This is a genomic window from Deinococcus sp. YIM 77859 (assembly GCF_000745175.1).
Lineage (GTDB): Bacteria > Deinococcota > Deinococci > Deinococcales > Deinococcaceae > Deinococcus.
In genome coordinates, this window is sequence record NZ_JQNI01000002.1 from 2,183,589 (window position 1) to 2,200,000 (window position 16,412).

General features: G+C 67.9%; 18 protein-coding genes (1 of these 18 only partly in view). 9 read left to right on the plus strand and 9 right to left on the minus strand.

Going from position 1 to position 16,412, the window contains the following annotated elements; genetic code table 11:
* Window positions 1-46 precede the first annotated feature (46 nt).
* From EI73_RS10745 to EI73_RS10755, 3 genes are all read right to left on the minus strand, one after another.
* Window positions 47-1,435 (minus strand): TldD/PmbA family protein, encoded by a 1,389-nt coding sequence (locus EI73_RS10745; RefSeq protein ID WP_034386632.1) that lies wholly within the window; start codon window positions 1,433-1,435, stop codon window positions 47-49.
* The gene (locus EI73_RS10750; RefSeq protein WP_034386634.1) at window positions 1,432-2,826 is read right to left on the minus strand and encodes a TldD/PmbA family protein; all 1,395 of its coding nucleotides are present in this window, start codon (window positions 2,824-2,826) and stop codon (window positions 1,432-1,434) included. Before EI73_RS10750 ends, EI73_RS10745 begins: the two co-directional genes overlap by 4 nt.
* A 210-nt stretch (window positions 2,827-3,036) precedes the next feature.
* The gene (locus EI73_RS10755; RefSeq protein WP_034386637.1) at window positions 3,037-3,588 is read right to left on the minus strand and encodes a GNAT family N-acetyltransferase; all 552 of its coding nucleotides are present in this window, start codon (window positions 3,586-3,588) and stop codon (window positions 3,037-3,039) included.
* A 79-nt stretch (window positions 3,589-3,667) separates the two neighbouring features.
* Here EI73_RS10755 and EI73_RS10760 point away from each other — a divergent pair, with 79 nt between their 5' ends.
* Genes EI73_RS10760 through EI73_RS10780 form a run of 5 tightly spaced genes read left to right on the plus strand, consistent with a single transcriptional unit; the run spans window position 3,668 to window position 7,658 of the window.
* Window positions 3,668-3,964 (plus strand): DUF3006 domain-containing protein, encoded by a 297-nt coding sequence (locus EI73_RS10760; protein ID WP_034388125.1) that lies wholly within the window; start codon window positions 3,668-3,670, stop codon window positions 3,962-3,964.
* Window positions 3,961-4,929 carry a ComEC/Rec2 family competence protein gene (locus tag EI73_RS10765; RefSeq protein ID WP_034386639.1) on the plus strand — a complete coding sequence of 323 codons (969 nt, stop codon included), beginning with the start codon at window positions 3,961-3,963 and terminating at the stop codon, window positions 4,927-4,929. The genes EI73_RS10760 and EI73_RS10765 overlap by 4 nt, the downstream gene beginning before the upstream one ends.
* Window positions 4,930-4,961: 32 nt before the next feature.
* Window positions 4,962-5,699, plus strand: coding sequence for an FAD-dependent oxidoreductase (locus EI73_RS10770; protein ID WP_034386641.1), 738 nt, complete (start codon window positions 4,962-4,964; stop codon window positions 5,697-5,699).
* On the plus strand, window positions 5,696-6,691 hold the full coding sequence (locus EI73_RS10775; RefSeq protein ID WP_034386643.1) for a tRNA (guanosine(46)-N(7))-methyltransferase TrmB: 996 nt from the start codon (window positions 5,696-5,698) through the stop codon (window positions 6,689-6,691). Before EI73_RS10770 ends, EI73_RS10775 begins: the two co-directional genes overlap by 4 nt.
* Before the next feature lie 43 nt (window positions 6,692-6,734).
* A complete protein-coding gene (locus tag EI73_RS10780; RefSeq protein WP_034386645.1) occupies window positions 6,735-7,658 on the plus strand; it encodes a methyltransferase domain-containing protein in 924 nt (307 codons plus the stop codon).
* A 108-nt stretch (window positions 7,659-7,766) separates the two neighbouring features.
* On the opposite strand, the gene EI73_RS10785 is transcribed toward EI73_RS10780, so the two are convergent.
* From EI73_RS10785 to EI73_RS10805, 5 genes are all read right to left on the minus strand, one after another.
* Complete coding sequence (locus EI73_RS10785; protein ID WP_034386647.1) at window positions 7,767-7,967, minus strand: hypothetical protein; 201 nt, start codon at window positions 7,965-7,967, stop codon at window positions 7,767-7,769.
* A 79-nt stretch (window positions 7,968-8,046) separates the two neighbouring features.
* Window positions 8,047-8,406 carry a DoxX family protein gene (locus EI73_RS10790; protein ID WP_034386650.1) on the minus strand — a complete coding sequence of 120 codons (360 nt, stop codon included), beginning with the start codon at window positions 8,404-8,406 and terminating at the stop codon, window positions 8,047-8,049.
* A 51-nt stretch (window positions 8,407-8,457) separates the two neighbouring features.
* Window positions 8,458-9,177: a ribonuclease PH gene (gene rph, locus EI73_RS10795; protein ID WP_034386652.1), complete on the minus strand. Its 720-nt coding sequence runs from the start codon at window positions 9,175-9,177 to the stop codon at window positions 8,458-8,460.
* Complete coding sequence (murI, locus tag EI73_RS10800; RefSeq protein ID WP_034386654.1) at window positions 9,174-9,989, minus strand: glutamate racemase; 816 nt, start codon at window positions 9,987-9,989, stop codon at window positions 9,174-9,176. The genes rph and murI overlap by 4 nt, the downstream gene beginning before the upstream one ends.
* A 64-nt stretch (window positions 9,990-10,053) precedes the next feature.
* Window positions 10,054-11,283 (minus strand): PLP-dependent aminotransferase family protein, encoded by a 1,230-nt coding sequence (locus EI73_RS10805; RefSeq protein ID WP_034386657.1) that lies wholly within the window; start codon window positions 11,281-11,283, stop codon window positions 10,054-10,056.
* Window positions 11,284-11,378: 95 nt separating this feature from the next.
* Here EI73_RS10805 and fba point away from each other — a divergent pair, with 95 nt between their 5' ends.
* From fba to EI73_RS10825, 4 genes are all read left to right on the plus strand, one after another.
* The gene (gene fba / locus EI73_RS10810) at window positions 11,379-12,296 is read left to right on the plus strand and encodes a class II fructose-1,6-bisphosphate aldolase (RefSeq protein WP_034386659.1); all 918 of its coding nucleotides are present in this window, start codon (window positions 11,379-11,381) and stop codon (window positions 12,294-12,296) included.
* A 112-nt stretch (window positions 12,297-12,408) separates the two neighbouring features.
* Window positions 12,409-13,137 carry a hypothetical protein gene (locus EI73_RS10815; protein ID WP_034386662.1) on the plus strand — a complete coding sequence of 243 codons (729 nt, stop codon included), beginning with the start codon at window positions 12,409-12,411 and terminating at the stop codon, window positions 13,135-13,137.
* Between the two features lie 98 nt (window positions 13,138-13,235).
* Window positions 13,236-15,710 (plus strand): S8 family serine peptidase, encoded by a 2,475-nt coding sequence (locus EI73_RS10820; protein WP_034386664.1) that lies wholly within the window; start codon window positions 13,236-13,238, stop codon window positions 15,708-15,710.
* A 104-nt stretch (window positions 15,711-15,814) separates the two neighbouring features.
* Complete coding sequence (locus EI73_RS10825; RefSeq protein ID WP_034386666.1) at window positions 15,815-16,234, plus strand: CBS domain-containing protein; 420 nt, start codon at window positions 15,815-15,817, stop codon at window positions 16,232-16,234.
* Window positions 16,235-16,247: 13 nt separating this feature from the next.
* On the opposite strand, the gene EI73_RS10830 is transcribed toward EI73_RS10825, so the two are convergent.
* On the minus strand, window positions 16,248-16,412 hold the end of the coding sequence (locus EI73_RS10830; protein WP_034386668.1) for a DnaJ C-terminal domain-containing protein. 744 nt of this gene lie beyond the right edge of the window; the window shows 165 of its 909 coding nt (coding positions 745-909); its start codon lies beyond the right edge, outside the window; it ends in the stop codon at window positions 16,248-16,250.

A 16,412-nucleotide genomic window follows, 5' to 3' on the forward strand; every position in this document is an offset into this window, starting at 1 on the left:
TTACGCCCCCTCCCGTGGGGAAGTGTCCCTCGGGCAGGCGGCCGACCTAGCCCCTTCCGGCCCAGCTCCCTGATGCGGACGCCCCGCCCACCGCCAGGGCCTTGACGCGCACGTCTGGCGCGCCCGCCGCGTACGGGGTCCAGTGAAGCTCGCTGCCCACGGCTTCGATGTTCGCGAGCAGGTCCAGGATGTTTCCGGCAACGGTAAAGACTTCGAGGGGATACGCGACCTTGCCCCCCTCCAGCCAGAAGCCCTGGGCTTCCAGGCTGAAGTCTCCGGTGATGGGGTTGGCGCCCGCGTGCCCGCCCGAGACCTCCGTGAGGCGCAGCCCCGTCAGGCCGGAGGCGAGGGCAGCCGGACTCGTGTGCCCGCCCTGTAGGTAGAGGTTGCTGGGGCCCACACCGACGGTGCCCTGAATGCCGAAGCGGGTGGCGTGTCCGGTGCTGGCTGTTCCCGCACGTGCGGCGGTAGCGGCGTTGTGCATCAAGGCGGTCAGGCGGCCCTGCTCGATCAGCGTGAGGGGGGTGCTGGGGCAGCCCTCCGCGTCGAAGGCGCGTGACGCGAGGCCGCGCGGCAGGGTCGCGTCGTCCACCAGGGTGACCACAGAAGCGGCGATCCGCTCGCCCAGGCGGCCCACCAGGGGACTCTTGCCTTCCTCCACCATCTTGCCGCTGAACATCGGGCTAAACAGCATCAGCAGGTGCGCCAGGCACTCTCCCGTGATGACCGCCGGGAAGGTGCCGCTGGGAGCCGGTTGCGCGCCCAGCAGAGCCACTGCCTTTTCCACCGCCGAAAGGGCCGTGCGGGTGGGGTCGAGTTCGCTGAACTCGCGGGTAAATTGCCAGTCACCCTGCATCTTGTTCTGCCCGCCTTCCGACACCAGGGGAGAGACGTACGCCATGGCATAGAGCTGCCGTTCCTCGCGGGCCAGCCCCTCGGTGTTGGCCACGAGGCACTGGCTGTCGCTGTCCTGGTAGTCGCTGTCAGGCACGCTGCTCACACGTGGGTCGGCCTCGCGGGCCACCCGGTCGAGGTCGAGGGCGACCCTCACCTTCTGCTCGACCGTCACGCCGCTCAGGCCCTCGCCGTACAGGTCGAGCGCGGGTGGAGGGGGCCAGTCGCGCAGGGCGGCGCCGGGCTCTGGCGCCACGAGTTCGGCATTCTCGATGGCGCCGGAGAGCGCGCGGTCGAGGGCGGGCCGGGAGAGGTTCTCGGTGAAGCTGTAGCCCCACGCGCCCCGGACCAGGGCCCGCAGGCCGATGCCCTGCCGGGTGGAGAGCTTGAACTCGCTCACCTCGCCGCGGAAGGCTTGCACGCTCGTGGAGGTGTCCCGCTCGCCGTACACTTCCAGGGTCACGCCGCGCTCGCGGGCACGGCCGAGCAGGTAGGCGCGCGCGCCTTCGAGGCTGAGCTGCTGTTCGGTCGTTGTGGTCATGCGCGGCCTCCCACGGTGATCTCGGAAATGAGGATGTGCGGCTGGCCCACGTCGGTGGGCAGGGAACCGGACACGCTGCCGCACATGCCCTGCCCCAACGCCAGGTCACCCGCGACGCCCACAATGTGTTTGAGGTCCTGTGCCCCGTTCCCGACGAGCGAGGCCCCCTTGAGCGGCTCGGCGATCTCGCCCCCGCGGATCATGTACGCCTCGTTGACCGCGAAGTTGTAGTCACCGGTGCCGGGGGTCACGCTGCCGCCGCCCATCCTCCGGGCGTAGATGCCCAGGGAGACCTGCCGGATCAGGCTCTCGGGCGTCTCCTGCCCCCTGTCGATAAAGGTCGAGCGCATACGGCTGGCGGGTGCGAAGGTGTAGTTCTGCCGCCGCCCGCTGCCGGTGCGCGCGTAGCCGGTCTTGAGTTCGCCCACGCGGTCTACCAGAAAGGACTTCAGCACCCCGTTCTCGATCAGCACGGTGCGCTGACCGGGCATGCCCTCGTCGTCCACCGTGACCATGCCCCAGGCTCCTGGAAGGGTGCCGTCGTCGATGGCCGTCACCGACTCGTGCGCGATCTTTTGCCCGAGCTTATCCGCGAAGACGCTGGCGTTCTTCTCCACCGCCGTCGTCTCCAGGATGTGCCCGCACGCCTCGTGGAAGATCACGCCGCCGAACTCGTTGCCGATCACCACCGGGAGTTTTCCGGCGGGTGCGTACCCAGCGTGCAGCATGGCGCCCGCGATGCGAGCGGCCTCCGCGCCGATTTGTTCGGGGGTGACCGTCTCGAAGAACTCTAGGCCCTGTCCCGCACCGGGTCCGTAGAAGCCGCTCTGGCGCAGGGTGCCGTCCTGGGCGATGGCGGTGACACTGAGGCGCGTCCAGACCCGCTCGTCTTCGGCCCACACCCCTTCGGAGTTGGCGATGAGCACGCGCTGCACCCGGTCGAGGTAGTTCACGTCCACGGTCGTCACAAAGCCGGCGCCCGCTGCCGCACCGTGTGCTCGGCGCATCAGGGCCAGCTTCTCGCGCTTGGCGGCGTGAAGGGGATGCTGGCGGGCCACATACAGCGGCTTCACGTCCAGGCGGCAAAAGTCCAGGCCACCCGCGCCCGCGCGGTTGACCTCACCCGCCCCGCCGCGAGCGCGCGCGACGTTGTTCGCCAGTTCGCGCAGCCCCCCGGGGGTCACGTCGTTCGTGTAGGCGTACACCACGCGCGGCCCGTACAGCAGCCGCAAGCCCGCGCCGAAGAGGTTGCCTCCCCCCGCGTCCTTGACCTCGCCCTGGTGCAGGCGGAGCGTGGTCGAGACGGTGTCCTCTACGAAGAGTTCTGCGAAGTCCGCCCCGCCCGCTTGGGCGAGCGCGAGGACCTCGGTGACCAGGTGTTCATGAAGCATGGATAGACCTTTCTGCTGGAGGCTCTGCGGGTCGAAACAGGGCCTCGCTGCGGATCGCGCGAGGTGGTGGGGAGGGGAGCCGTACCCTCTACTGTGACGTTTCTCTCTCTCAAAAGAAAGCAGAAAGGTTGATCCAGCGGGGGAAGGGCGGCGGGTAGGCCATTTCGCTGAGGGCGGGAGACGTCCTGCTCGGGCTGTTCGGCTGGGCGCCTAGCCCTCATCCGCCAGCCGGGCGGCCACCCCCGGCCACTCGTCCCGCGTGACCGAGTACATCACCGTGTCGCGCATCGTGCCGTCGGGCCGCCGCATGTGCCGCCGCAACACGCCTTCGCGCACCGCGCCGAGCTTCTCGATGGCCCGCTGTGAGCGCGTGTTCAGGAGGTCAGTCTTGAGCTGCACCCGCTCCATGCCCAGCACCTCAAAGGCGTGCGCGAGCAGCTGCCGCTTCATCCGCCGGTTCACGCCGCTGCCGTGCCAGCGGGGGTGCAGCCATGTCCACCCGATTTCCAGCCCGCCGTGTGCGGCGCGGATGTCACCGTAGCGCGTGCTCCCCGCCACTTCGCCGCCCACCTCCACCACAAAGGGCATGTGATCGGGGGCCTCCAGCGCCGCCTGGTAGGAGGCGGGCTGATCGGGAGGTGTTCCCATCCACCGCAGTTCGTCCGCACAGTCACGCGCCAACGCGCAGAGGGCCGGAATGTCCGCCGCCGTGAGGGGCCGCAGGAGGAGGTCACCGTCTGTCAGCGTGAGGGAATGCCGCATGGGGGCAGTGTGGCACAGGCCCTGCGGCCCGCTGAGGTGGGACAGCAACAGAATGGCCAGCGTGCGCTACGCTGGGGGCATGAAGGACGGGAAACGCGCGCAGCGGCAGGAGCGCTGGACGGTGGACGGGATCGAGGAGGGGCCGCAGGGCCGCGTGGCACGGGTGGAACGCGAGGACGGCTCCACCTTTGACCTTCCCCTGGCCGCCCTGCCCGAGGGGGTGCGCGAGGGGGACGTGCTCGCGGTGCAAGACGGCCCCGATGACGTGACGGCCCAGGTTCTTCCCGCAGAGACCCGTATCCGGCGGGCCCGGGCCCAGCGCCGCCTCGACGCCCTGAACTCGGCCGCTGAGGGCAGCGAGGAGCTCACGCTGTGAGCCCAAAGAAGACCGCGCGTGCGAAGAAGGCGCCCGCCCGTCAAGGAACTTCCCGGGCCGCTGCTCCTCAGGGCGGCCCCAGCTCCTCGGACCTGCTGGGCCTGCTGGTGCTGGTTCTCACCGCCAGCCTGGCCGCCTGCGCGGGAGGGGGATTTCTGGGCGGTGGAGACGAGAAGGAGCGGGGAGAGAAGGCGAGCTCACCTGCCGGTCAGGTCACCATCCGTTTTCTGGACGTGGGGCAGGGTGACGCGGTGCTGATTCGCAGCCCCGAGGGCAAGACCCTGCTGTACGACGGGGGCCGCAGTGCCAGCCGAATGGAAGACTACCTTCAGACCTACGGGGTGGACAGGCTCGACGTGATGGTCGCCAGCCACGCCGACGCGGACCACATCGCGGGCCTGGTGCCCGCCGCGCGGCTTGCCAAACCGAAACTCTTTCTCAACAACGGGCGAGCGGGGACCACCCAGACCTGGGACCGCCTCGTTTCGGCGCTGGAGGAGGCGGGGACCACCTTCCAGAAGGCGAACAGGCAGGTGATTCGCCTCGGCAGCGTAAAGGTGAGGGTGATCGCTCCGCCCTCCGGCATGGGGGACGACCAGAACGACAACAGCGTGGGCCTGCGCGTAGAGTTTGGCGAGTTCCGCGCCCTGATGACCGGCGACAGCGAGAAGCCCGAGACCACCGCCTGGCTGAAGGAGGACCGCCCTGAGATCAAGGGTCCCTTCCAGGTCTACAAGAGCATTCACCACGGCGCGGCGAACGGTGATCACCCGGCCTGGCTGGCCGCCGTTCGCCCTCAGAATGTGGTGATCGGTGTCGGCGAGAACACCTACGGCCACCCCACGCGGGCGGTCCTTGACCTCTACCGGCAAAACGGCATCCGCGTCTACCGCACCGACCGCCAGGGAACGGTGACCTTTGTGGGCAACGCGGACGGGACGTACACGGTGACGACCGACCGGTAGCCCCGCCCCCCATCCCTTAAACTTCTCCTTTGATGTTTGGACCCTCTCAGCCCCGCAGCCAGCCGCAGCCGGGGCACCTGTACGATGTGGCGGTCATCGGCGCGGGCCTTGCCGGGACAGAACTTGCCTGGCGTCTGGCACGAGCCGGACGGGACGTGCTGCTCGTCTCGCAGGCGCTTGACCACCTGGGCAACCTGTACCAGCCCACCGTGGCGGGGGCGGAGTTTCCGCCTGGCAGCCTGTTTGCTCAGGTCGCCGCCCGCATTGCTCCCGACACCGACGGCTGGACCTTTCACCGGTATCTCAAGGCAGAGATAGAAGCGACTGCGGGCATTCACCTGCTGCAAAGCACCGTGACGGCCCTGGATGAAGGGGGCACCCAGGTCACCCTCTCCACCTGGGAAGGCCCGGTGCTGCGTGCTCGGGTGGCCGTGCTGGCGGTCGGGGCTTTCCTGAAAGGCCGCCTGCTGCTTGGAGAGACGCTGGAGGAGGCCGGGCGGCTCTCCGAGGTCGCCTACGACTTCCTGGCGGACGACCTGGCGAGCTCGGGCGTGTGGCTGATCGGGGCCGAGCAGACCGCGGCCGGTGTGGAGGGTGCGCCCCCCTACGACGTGCGCTTTCTGACTCCTGCTCCTCCCGAACTGAGCGGCTTTCGCCTCACGCGCTTTGAGCGGGTGTACGCCCTGGGCCGCTGCACGCCCGGCGAGCATACGTATACGAGCGTGCTGGAGGACGCCGCACGCCTCGCGGAAGAGCTGGTGGAGGCATGATCTACCGCCTCTCGGACTTTCATTTTCCTGACTGGGCCGCGCGGCTCTATCCCCACACCCCGGAGCGGCCCTGGGTGCTGGAGGTCGGTTTCGGTGATGGCCGGTTCTGGCCGCACTACGCCGCGACCTTCCCCGCCGCGCCGAACTATCTCGGTGTGGAGATCAGCGGCGTATCCCTCTTGAAGGCCGAAAGGCGGCTGCGCAAGGCGGGGCTGACCAACGCCGTCCTGACCCGGCTGCCCGCCACGCCCCTGATTCGCGAGGTGGTGCCCGCCGGAGGGCTGGACGCCATCATCGTGAACTTTCCTGACCCCTGGCCCAAGGCGGGCCACCAGGAACATCGCCTGCTGCGCGCGCCCTTTTTTCGCCTGGCCGCCAGCCGCCTGAAAGCGGGCGGGGCGGTGCTGTTGACCACCGACCACGAGGAATACTTCGCCTTTGCCTGCGCCGAGGCCGCTGCCAGCGGAGTGATGCGCGTGGACCTCACGGCTCCCCCGCCTGCTGCCCTAGAGACCAAGTACGCGCTGAAGTGGCGTGACCTGGGCCTGGGAGTGCACCACGCCCGCTTCATTCCCACCGAGCATCCCGCTGTGCCTCACGGCACGGTCACCCGTTACCCTGATCCGGAGGATTCCCCCGCCGTGCCCCACGCGATCCTGACCCTGCCCGACACCTTTGGTCCCACGGAGTTCCGTAAACATACCGCTCGCGGCGGACAGAGCCGCGAGAACCCGGCGGGCTGGACGGCCGTGCTGCTCGACCTGTACCGCAGCCTCAAACAGGACGGCTGGGTCGTGCTCGCCCACGTCGTGGAGGGAGAACTGACCCAAGAAGTCCTCATCGGCATCACCGGGCGGGAAGACGGCACGCACCTCGTGCGGTTGGCGAGCTTCGGCGGTCCCATCATCACGCCGGGCGTCAAGGGCGCTGTGGGCGCGGTGACGGACTGGCTGGAAGAACAGGGGGCGCAGGTGCGGCACCGGGGGTATTGAGGCGATCCCTTCCCAGGTGTCCCCACGTTCCGCGACAGGCCACATGCCCCAACCGCTCCTCCACTTCTCCCACGAACCCCTCGGCGTGATTCTTCCCGCGGTGCGCGCCGTTTTGGCAGAAGCGGGCGAAGTCACCCTCACCGTTCCTGACCCTGACCTCGGCCTGGGCCGCTACGCGGGGGAGACGACCGCGCACGGCGTGCACCGCCCCTGGCAAACCTGGGCTGACCTCGCGGACCTGCTGGGCGCCCACCTGCTCACGCCGGAGCGGGACGGGGAGGGCCGGGTACGCGTGCGTCTCCGCCGTTATGCCAACGCGCCCGCACCCGACGCGCGGGGGTACGGCGCAGCGGGCGACTGGGCACGGGTGAACAAGCTGGAGGACCCCGTATTCCTCTTCACGCTGGTCGAGGCGCTGCGGCGCGTCAGTCCTCCACCCGGTGGGCGCGTGCTGGCCCTGGGCGTGAACGGCGGACATGAACTGGACGCGCTGGGCCTCGCCTTCCCCGACCGGACCTTTGAGGTGGTGGGCGTGGACCTCGACGAGTCCGCCCTGGCCGCTGCCCGCGCGCGCCACCCACGAGCGACCTTTCAGGTGCTGGACGTCAAGGCCCTGCCCGTCCCGGAGCTGGGCCGCTTTGACCTGGTGCTTGCCCTCAGCCTGCTGCAAAGCCCCGGCCTCCGCCAGGACGTGCTGCTCTCGGCCCTCCGCCGCCAGCACCTCACGGCCACGGGCGGCCTGGTCCTCGGTTTTCCAAACGCCCGCTACCGTGACGGCTTCTTGAGTTATGGAGCGCGCCTGCGCAATTTTGCTCGCCCTGATCTCAGCCTGCTCACCGCGGACGTCACCGCGGCTCGGCGGGCCCTCCAGAAACACGGCTTCAAAGTCTTTGTGACCGGCAAATATGAGGTGCTGGTCACGGCCATTCCGGCGGCTCGGCCCACACCGTTGGGGCTAGAACTCTGAGACGGATTCCAGCCTCGCCCGGGCACCCGTCCTTGTTCCTTCGCCCGCCGGTCGGATGGTGCAGGGCTTGCCTCCCTGTTCAACCGGCGGGCGTATGAGGCACCGGGTTCAGGCGTTGCCCTGCTGCTCCTCGCCGGTCGTGCCCCGCGTCAGGTCTTGCAGGTTGTCCTGCAGCTCATCCAACTTCTCCTTTCGGTCGAAGTTTTTCTCGAGTCCATTGGCATCGACCTCGCCGGTCGCGCCCTGCATGCCCTCCTCGATGACGTCCTGCTCAGTGGCCGTGGGATCATGGTTGCTCGGCTCAGTCATGCCCCAGCTTCTCGGCTGCGGGTGAGGCCAGCCGCTGGATCTTCCCCATCGACCTTTAACCTCCCGCGGAGGGAAGGAACTAGCTGCGGCTGCCCACCGCCAGGAGCGCCCCGAACAGCGCCAGATTCTTCATGAAGTGGGTCTGCTGGTGCTGCCGTTCCCGGCCCTCGCGGTCCCAGAAGGGGTGGCCGATCACTGTGGTGGGCACCAGGCTGACCGCCAGGGCCGTGGCGGCCAGGCGGGGCGCCACCCCGAGCGCCAGCAGCGTCCCCGCGCCGACCATAACGGCGCTGTTGACCTTGACGGCGAGCTCGGGCTGAGGAATCTCTGCCCCTTTCGCCGCGCGCACGATGGGCGCAGGGTTCTGGAGGTGGTCCACACCGCTTTTGATAAAGATGCTGGCGAGAAGTGCCCGCCCGACGGCTCCCGTCACGCTCATGCCTGCCTCCTTCTGTGGGGGAAGTGTAACAGAGAGGAGGCGAAAAGCGGCCTACAACTGCTCGTGCAGTTCTCGCAGCAGGCGGCCGACCGCCTCTACCCCCGCCGTGAGCATGGCGGTGTACTCGGCCTGGGTGATGGGGCCTTCCTCCGCGCCGCCCTGGGTCTCGATCAAAAGCCCCGCGTCCGTGGCCACGACGTTGAGGTCGGCCCGCGCCACCCGGTCCTCGGCGTAGTCGAGGTCCACCCGCAGCTCAGGGCCGACGAGGCCGACGCTGACGGCGCCTACGGCATGCAGCAGGGGCCATTCGGTCAGTGTGCCGGCGCGAATCATGCGGTCGGCGAAATCATGAAGAGCCGCGTACCCGCCCAGGATGCTGGCGACGCGGGTGCCGCCGTCTGCGATCAGCACGTCGCAGTCCACGTAGAGGGTCTGACCGCGAAACGGCGAGAGGTCGAGGCTCGCCCGCAGGGCACGGCCCAGCAGGCGCTGAATCTCGTGGCGGCGTCCGTTCTGAAGGCTCCGCTCGCGCGGCTGCCTTTCGGTCGTGGCGCGGGGAAGCATCGCGTATTCGGCGGTCAGCCAGCCCTCCTTCTTGCCGCGCATATGCGGAGCGGGCTTGTCCTCCACACTGACGGTCGCGAGGATCTCGGTGCGGCCCAGCTTCAGATGGGCGCTGCCCGCAGCGTGTGGATTCACGCCGCGCTGCACCCGGAGCGGCCGGGGAGTGAGGGCGTCACGGCCCTCGCGGGTGGGAAGGGACGGGGTCACGTGGTCACCTGCTGCACCGTTACATTCTGCCTGTCCGTCCCCATCAGGGTGGCGATCACGGGGCGGGACGTCTCCGGTTCTCCTGTCACCAGATAGCGGACTGTCCCCGGCTCGCCTGGTTTCCGCAGCAGCCCAGCCTGCTGCAGCACGTTGCGGGTATGCCGCGCAACCGCTGCCCCGCTGTCGAGGAGCGTAAAGGTCTCTCCGAACTCGGCTCGAATGCTGCCCGCCAGGAAGGGGTAGTGGGTGCAGCCCAGCACCAGCCTGTCGGCGCCCGCTGCGGCAAGGGGCGTCAAGGTCTCGCGCAGCACCGCCCGCGCCCGGTCACTGTCCGCCTGCCCCGCCTCGACCAGCGGCACGAGTTCGGCGCTCACGGCGGTCAGGACGCGCACCCCAGCGGGCTCGGCAAACTGGCGAATCACGTCCCGCAGCAGCGTTCCCCGCAGCGTTCCCGGCGTCGCCAGCACCCCGACCACGCCCGAGCGGGTCGCCGCCACAGCGGGCTTGACGGCGGGCACCAGGCCGATGATCGGAAAGGCCAGCCCGTACCGCTCGCGCAGCTGCGTGAGGCTAAAGGCGGACGCCGTGTTGCAGGCCACGACCACACCCTTGGCCCCGCGCGCGTGCAGCGCCGCCACCGCTCGCGCGGTGAGGTCACGAATCTCCTCGTCGGAGCGTGCGCCGATGGGGACATGCTTGGTGTCGGCCAAGTAGAGGACGTGCTCGTGGGGCATCTCCCGGCGCAGCTCACGCAGCACGCTCAGGCCGCCCACGCCGGAGTCAAACACGCCCAGGGGAGCTTCAGCGGTCATCGGCGGGATGATAGCGGGAGCGGGGCGGGCAGGAGCAGCGGGGTCGCCGGAGGGCGGATGCCGCTCAGCGCGTTGCCTCCAGCGCCTCCCGGATCGTCTCGCCGAGCGCGTGGATTCCGCGGCGGATCTGTTCGGGCGTGGCGCTGGAGTAGCTCAGGCGCATGGTGTTTTGCCCGCCGCCGAGGGCGTAGAAGGGGCTGCCGGGCACAAAGGCCACCTTGCGTTCGACGGCTCGCGTGAGGAGCGCCGTGGTATCGGTTCCTTCCGGCAAGGTCACCCACAGGAACATGCCGCCTTCCGGGGTGGTGAACTGCACCTCGGGCGGAAAGGCCTCGCGCAGGCGGGCGATCATGTCCTGCGCGCGCTCGCCGTAGGCTTTCTTCACGGTCTCGATCTGACGGGGCAGCACGTCATGAACGAGCTCCGCGACGATCATCTGATTGAGCGTGGGCGTGTGCAGGTCCGCCCCCTGCTTGGCCTGTACCAGCTTCTCGATGATCGGCCGAGCGGCCTGTACCCAGGCGTCGCGCAGGCCGGGCACCAGCGTCTTCGAAAAGGAACTGGAGTAGATGACATGGCTGCGGTCGGGGTCGCCCGTCAGCTCCAGGGCGAGCTGGTACAGGCTGGGAAGTTCTTCGCCGCGAAAACGCAGCTTGCCGTAGGGGTCATCCTCCACCACGAGCACGCCGTACTGCGCGGTGAGTTCCAGCAGGCGGCGGCGGCGTTCCAGGCTGAGGGTTCGCCCGGTCGGGTTTTGGAAGTTGGGGATGGCGTACAGCAGCTTGGCGGGATGCGCCCGCAGCACGGCTTCCAGCGCGTCCGTGTCGATGCCGTGTTCGTCGGTGGGGAGCTCGACGTAGCGGGGCCCGTAGGGCAGGAAGGATTGCAGCGCGCCCAGATACGTGGGTGCTTCCACCAGCACCACGTCACCCTCGTCGATCAGGATCTTGCCCAGCAGATCGAGGCCCTGCTGGCTGCCGGTCACGATCTGCACGTGTGCAGGCGTGATGCCCGCGCGAGCGGCGATCCACTCGCGCAGCGGCAGGTGCCCCTCGGTGGTGGAGTATTGCAGGGCAGCTGGACCGTACTTCGTCAGGGCCGCGTCGGCCGCGCGGCGCACCTCCTCGATGGGAAACAGTTCCGGGGCGGGGAGGCCACCCGCGAAAGAGATCACGTCGGGCTGCTGGGTGACCTTGAGAATCTCGCGGATAGCGCTGGCGGTCATGCGCCGAGCTCGGCCCGAGAGCCGCGCCGCGAGGTCCACCGAAGGGAGGGCAGGGGGAGAAAAGGTCATGCCGTTATCCTACGCCCGGTGCCCGCCGGGACGTCCGGGATAGCCGGGCACAGCTGGGCCGGGTAAAGTGAGACTCCGAAAAGGAGGCACAACCTATGCTCGTAACCGGTCATGACATCCTGGTGCCCGCCCGCGCGGGCAAGTACGCAGTCGGTGCGTTCAACACCAACAATATGGAAATTACCCAGGCGATCATCCACACCGCGGAGCGGCTGCGTTCGCCCGTGATGGTGCAGATGTCCGAAGGAGCGATCAAGTACGGTGGACAGGACCTGGCGAATCTGGTGATTGATATCGCCGAGCGGGCCACCGTGCCCGTCGCGCTGCACCTCGACCACGGTTCCTCCTACGAGTCGGCGCTGCGGGCGATCAAGATGGGCTTTACCTCGGTGATGATCGACGCCTCGCACCACCCCTTTGAGGAAAATGTGCGCGAGACGCGCCGGGTCGTCGAGGCGGCCCACGCGATGGGCATCAGCGTAGAAGCTGAGCTCGGCCGCCTGGGGGGCATCGAGGAACACGTTGTGGTCGATGAAAAGGACGCCTTCCTGACCGACCCCGAGGAGGCGGTGCAGTTCGTTGAGCAGACCGGCACCGACTACCTGGCGATCGCCATCGGCACCAGTCACGGCGCGTACAAGGGCAAGGGCCGCCCCTTTATTGACCAGGCCCGAATCAAGCGTATCGGCGAACTGGTGTCTATCCCCCTGGTCGCGCACGGCTCGAGCGGGGTCGCTCCCGAGATCGTGCAGCGCCTGCGGGACGCGGGGGGCGAGATTGGGGACGCGGTGGGAATCGCGGACGACGACCTGCGGCAGGCTGCGCAGTACGGCATCGCCAAGGTGAATGTAGACACTGACCTGCGTCTGGCCATGACGGTCGGCATCCGTGAGGTCCTCAAAAAGACGCCCAAGGAGTTTGACCCCCGCAAGATCTTTGGGCCCGCCCGCGAGCTGATGAGCGAGATCGTCGAGCACAAGATGCGGGTGCTGGGCAGCGTCGGTCAGGCCTGACCCGGGGCGGCGCAGCCCAGTTCGGCATGTCCGTTTTCGGGGCTTCTTTCTGAGGGTCCATCAGCTTCAGCGCGGGGAATTCTCACCCGTTCGGCGTAAGCTCAGCTCTGGCATGAAGGCCCTGCGCGTCTCCCTGTTCACCCTGCTGGCCCTCGGCGGCGCGGCCCTGCTGGAGCGCTCGTCGGCTGTACAGGGCGCGGCCGGTACGGCGCTTCCCGCAGGCTGGCAGAGCAAGCTGGCGGCCCTGGTGCCCCAGCCTGGGCAGAACGTGCAACCCATGGAGCAGCGCTCTGATCTGGCGCTTGTCGAGCTGCAGCGCCGGGTCACGGAGGTCAACGGCAGTCGCGACGCCCTGCGCTCGCTGATGATCAGTTTTGCCCGGGGCGAGCAGCTCGAGTACGACGAGCGGCTGGGCATCACCCGCGAGGAATTCCAGCGGTACCTGGTGTTTCGCCCGGTGCTGGTGCCCACCGGCAAGCCCACCCGGCTGAATATGGTCCGCGACGGCAATCTGCTGAAGTTTGGGGACGCGCCCGGCGCGCTAGGCGTGCTGCGCGGCCTGGTGCTTGACCTGGGAACAGCTGAACTGCGGACACCAGAGGGCTTTAGCGGCAAACCGCGGGCTCTGGCGGCCAGCACTGCCGCCGACCGCAGCATCGACATTCGCGGCGGCTTCGAGTGGAACGTCAAGGGGAACAATCCGGTCACACAAAACGGGGTCAAGGCGCAGCTTCAGCTGCTGCAACTTCCCGGGAACCAGGTCGTTCTGATCTACTACCGCTTCAGCATGTTGCGCGGCGTGATCAGCGAAGGCCGCGTGATTCTGGGCTACGCCCGCTAGGGTGCCCCCAGCGAGTCTGATGAAGCCCTGACGGCACCTCAAGGCTTCCTCACCGAGGCTTCAGAGCAGGTCACACCCCGCCCATTAGGCTGCGGAACATGAACAAGACCAAAGCCATTCTGCTGCTCGGCGCGGCCCTCACGCTGGGTGGCGCAACCACGGCGGGCGCGCAGGTGCTGTCACCGAAGCTGCTGGAGCGCGCCAAGCGTGGCGACCAGAGCACCGTGGGCGTGATTGTGCGCTTTAAGTTCGCCAACGATGCGCGCGGCCGGACCCTGTTTAAGGTTGCCCGTCAGCAGCTCAACGCCCGGCTCAAGCAGCTTGGTCCCGCCGCCGGGTTCATTAACCAGGCGCTGAATTCCGGCAAGGTCACGCAGCTGTGGCTCGACCAGAGCATCTACCTCCCGCTGACGCCGGTGCAGGCGCGAGTGCTCGCCACGCTGCCCTTTGTGGAGTCCATCTTTGAGAACTTCAAGGTGCAGGTGCCCCGCGCCGTTGCCCTGAGTGCAGCCGCAGCACCTTCGGGAACGCCTTGGCACCTTCAGAAAATCGGGGCGCCCCAGGCCTGGGCGGCGGGCTTCCGCGGACAGAATGTGCGGATTGGACACCTCGACAGCGGCATCGATGCCAACCACCCCGAACTGGCCGGGAAGCTCGCGGCCTTTGCAGAATTCAACGCGGACGGCGACCGGGTGCAGAGTAGTCCCCACGACACAACCAACCACGGCACCCACACCGCGGGCCTGCTGGTCGGCAAAGAGGTTGGCGTGGCCCCCCAGGCCAAGCTGATCAGTGCCTTGGTCCTGCCCAACAACGAGGGCACCTTTGCGCAGGTGATCGCCGGGATGCAGTATGTCCTTGACCCGGACAACAACGCCGACACCGATGACGGCGCGGACGTGGTGAACATGAGCTTGGGGATTCCCGGCACCTACGACGAGTTCATCGTTCCGGTGCAGAACATGCTCAAGGCGGGCGTGGTGCCGGTGTTCGCCATCGGCAACTTCGGCCCCGGCAGCGCCACCACCGGCAGCCCCGGCAACCTCCCCGATGCGATCGGTGTGGGGGCCGTGGACCAGAATGGGCAGGTGGCGAGCTTCAGTAGCCGCGGCCCGGTTGCCTGGCAGGGCCAGATCAACGGCGTCTTTGTGAAGCCCGACATCGCTGCTCCCGGTGTGGCGATCACCAGTTCTTTCCCCAACGGGGGGTACGGTGCCCTCAGCGGCAGCAGTCAGGCGAGTCCCATCGCGGCGGGTGCCGTGGCGGTGCTTCTGAGCGCCAAGCCCGGAACGAGCGTGGACGCGATCAAAAACGCCCTGTATTCCAGCGCGAGCAACGCCGGCAGCAAGAACAACAACGTCGGCTACGGCCTGATCAACCTGCCCGGCGCGCTCGGCAAGCTCGGCGTGACCACCGGGGGCAGTCAACCTGCGCCCCAACCACAACCCCAGCCACAACCTCAGCCGCAACCTCAGCCCACGCCGCCGGCCACCAGGCCCACCGGTCCGGCGGGATACGAATTCTGTGCCCTCGAAGGGCAAACATGCAACTTTCAGGGGAAGCGGGAAGCCGCCTACGGCACGGCGGGCAGGTACCTGACCGGCATCGGGACGGATGGGTTCAAGTGCACCAACGAGGAATGGGGTTCGGATCCGGTGCCCGGCGTGCAGAAGGGCTGCTTCATCAAGCCTGTCACGGGCCAGCCCGCTCCGGCCCCCGCCCCCCAACCCCAGCCCCCTGCGAGCAGCGGTAAGCCGCGTGTGCTGCTGGTCGACGACGATATGGGTCAGGGTGCCGACGTCACCAACGCGCTGCGAGACGCCATCAAGGCCAATGCGGCCAGCGGCGGGGCCTTTGTGTGGAACACCCAGACGCAGGGCCCGGTGCCCCTCAGCGAGATGCAGCGGGTGGACATCGTGATCTGGGCGACGGGTGAGCAGTACCAGAACACCATCACCGCCCAGGACCAGAACACCCTGCGGCAGTACCTTGCGGGCGGCGGCCGGCTTCTCGTGACCGGGCAGGACGTTGGCTACGACATCGGCGAGAGTGACTTCTACCGCAGCGTGTTGAAGACCCGTTTTGTGGCGGACAGCAGCGGCACTCCCAAGTTCGTGACCCGTGGCGCGTTTGGCAATACGGCGTTTACCCTCAACGCCCAGGGCAGTGCCGCCAACCAGTACTACCCCGACGTGATCGCCGATCTCAACGGCTCGCAGGTCGTCGCCTCCTGGGGCAGCGCGAACGCCACGGCGGGCACCATCACCGCGCAGAGTATTCGTGTGGATCCCAACCGGAACCGCGCGCAGCAGAAGGTGCAGGACCCGCGTGGCCTGGTAGAGCAGCTGGCCGCCAACATCATCGGCAGCATCCTGAACCAGGTGCTGGGCGGTCAGCCGCAGACCCAGCGCCCCCGCGTCACCGCGCAAAACGCCGGGGAAAACGCCGGGGCCATCGTGATCAACGACGCTGGCCGCTACCGCACCGTCAACATGGGCTTCGGGCTTGAGGGGCTGACACCCAACAGCCGCAACATCCTGATCAAGACCAGCTTTGACTGGTTGATGCGGTAGTTCGCCCAGGGACCAGCAGGAGGGGAGGCCACGGCTTCCCCTCCCTTTGTTGATCTTTAGCTGCCTCCCACCGCGCAGCTCGCTTGGAGTCCTACGGTAGAGTTATGCCAACCCTACGAGACATCATGACGCCCAACCCCGTTACCGTAGATCCCCAGGCGACCCTCAAGGAAGTGGCCACGCTGATGCTTGAACAGGACATCGGTGCGGTGCTTGTGATGGAGGGCGAACAGCCGCGGGGCATCATCACCGACCGGGATATTGTCATTCGCGCCGTCGCCTACGGACATGACTACGGCACCCCTGTGACCGACTACACGACCGGCGACGTCTTTACCATGGAGGCAGACACCAGCGTAGAAGACGCGGCCCGCGAAATGGCCCAGCGGCAGCTGCGCCGGTTGCCCGTCACCGAACATGGCCGTATCGTGGGCATCGTCAGCCTGGGTGACCTGGCCGTACGTACCGGCGGCCAGGCCGACGAGCAGGCGTTGCAGGGCATCAGCCAGCCCACCAACATCTGAACCCAGAGCGGGTTCAGAACTTCCGCAGGTCCCGCAGGCGGCGGTACAGATCCTTTTCCTCGTCCGTCAGATCCTTGGGAACGGTCAGGTTGAGCCGGACATACAGGTCACCGCGCGTGCCGTCCTTTTTCGGCCAGCCCTGCCCACGCAGGCGCATTCGGCGCCCCCCGCTGCTGCC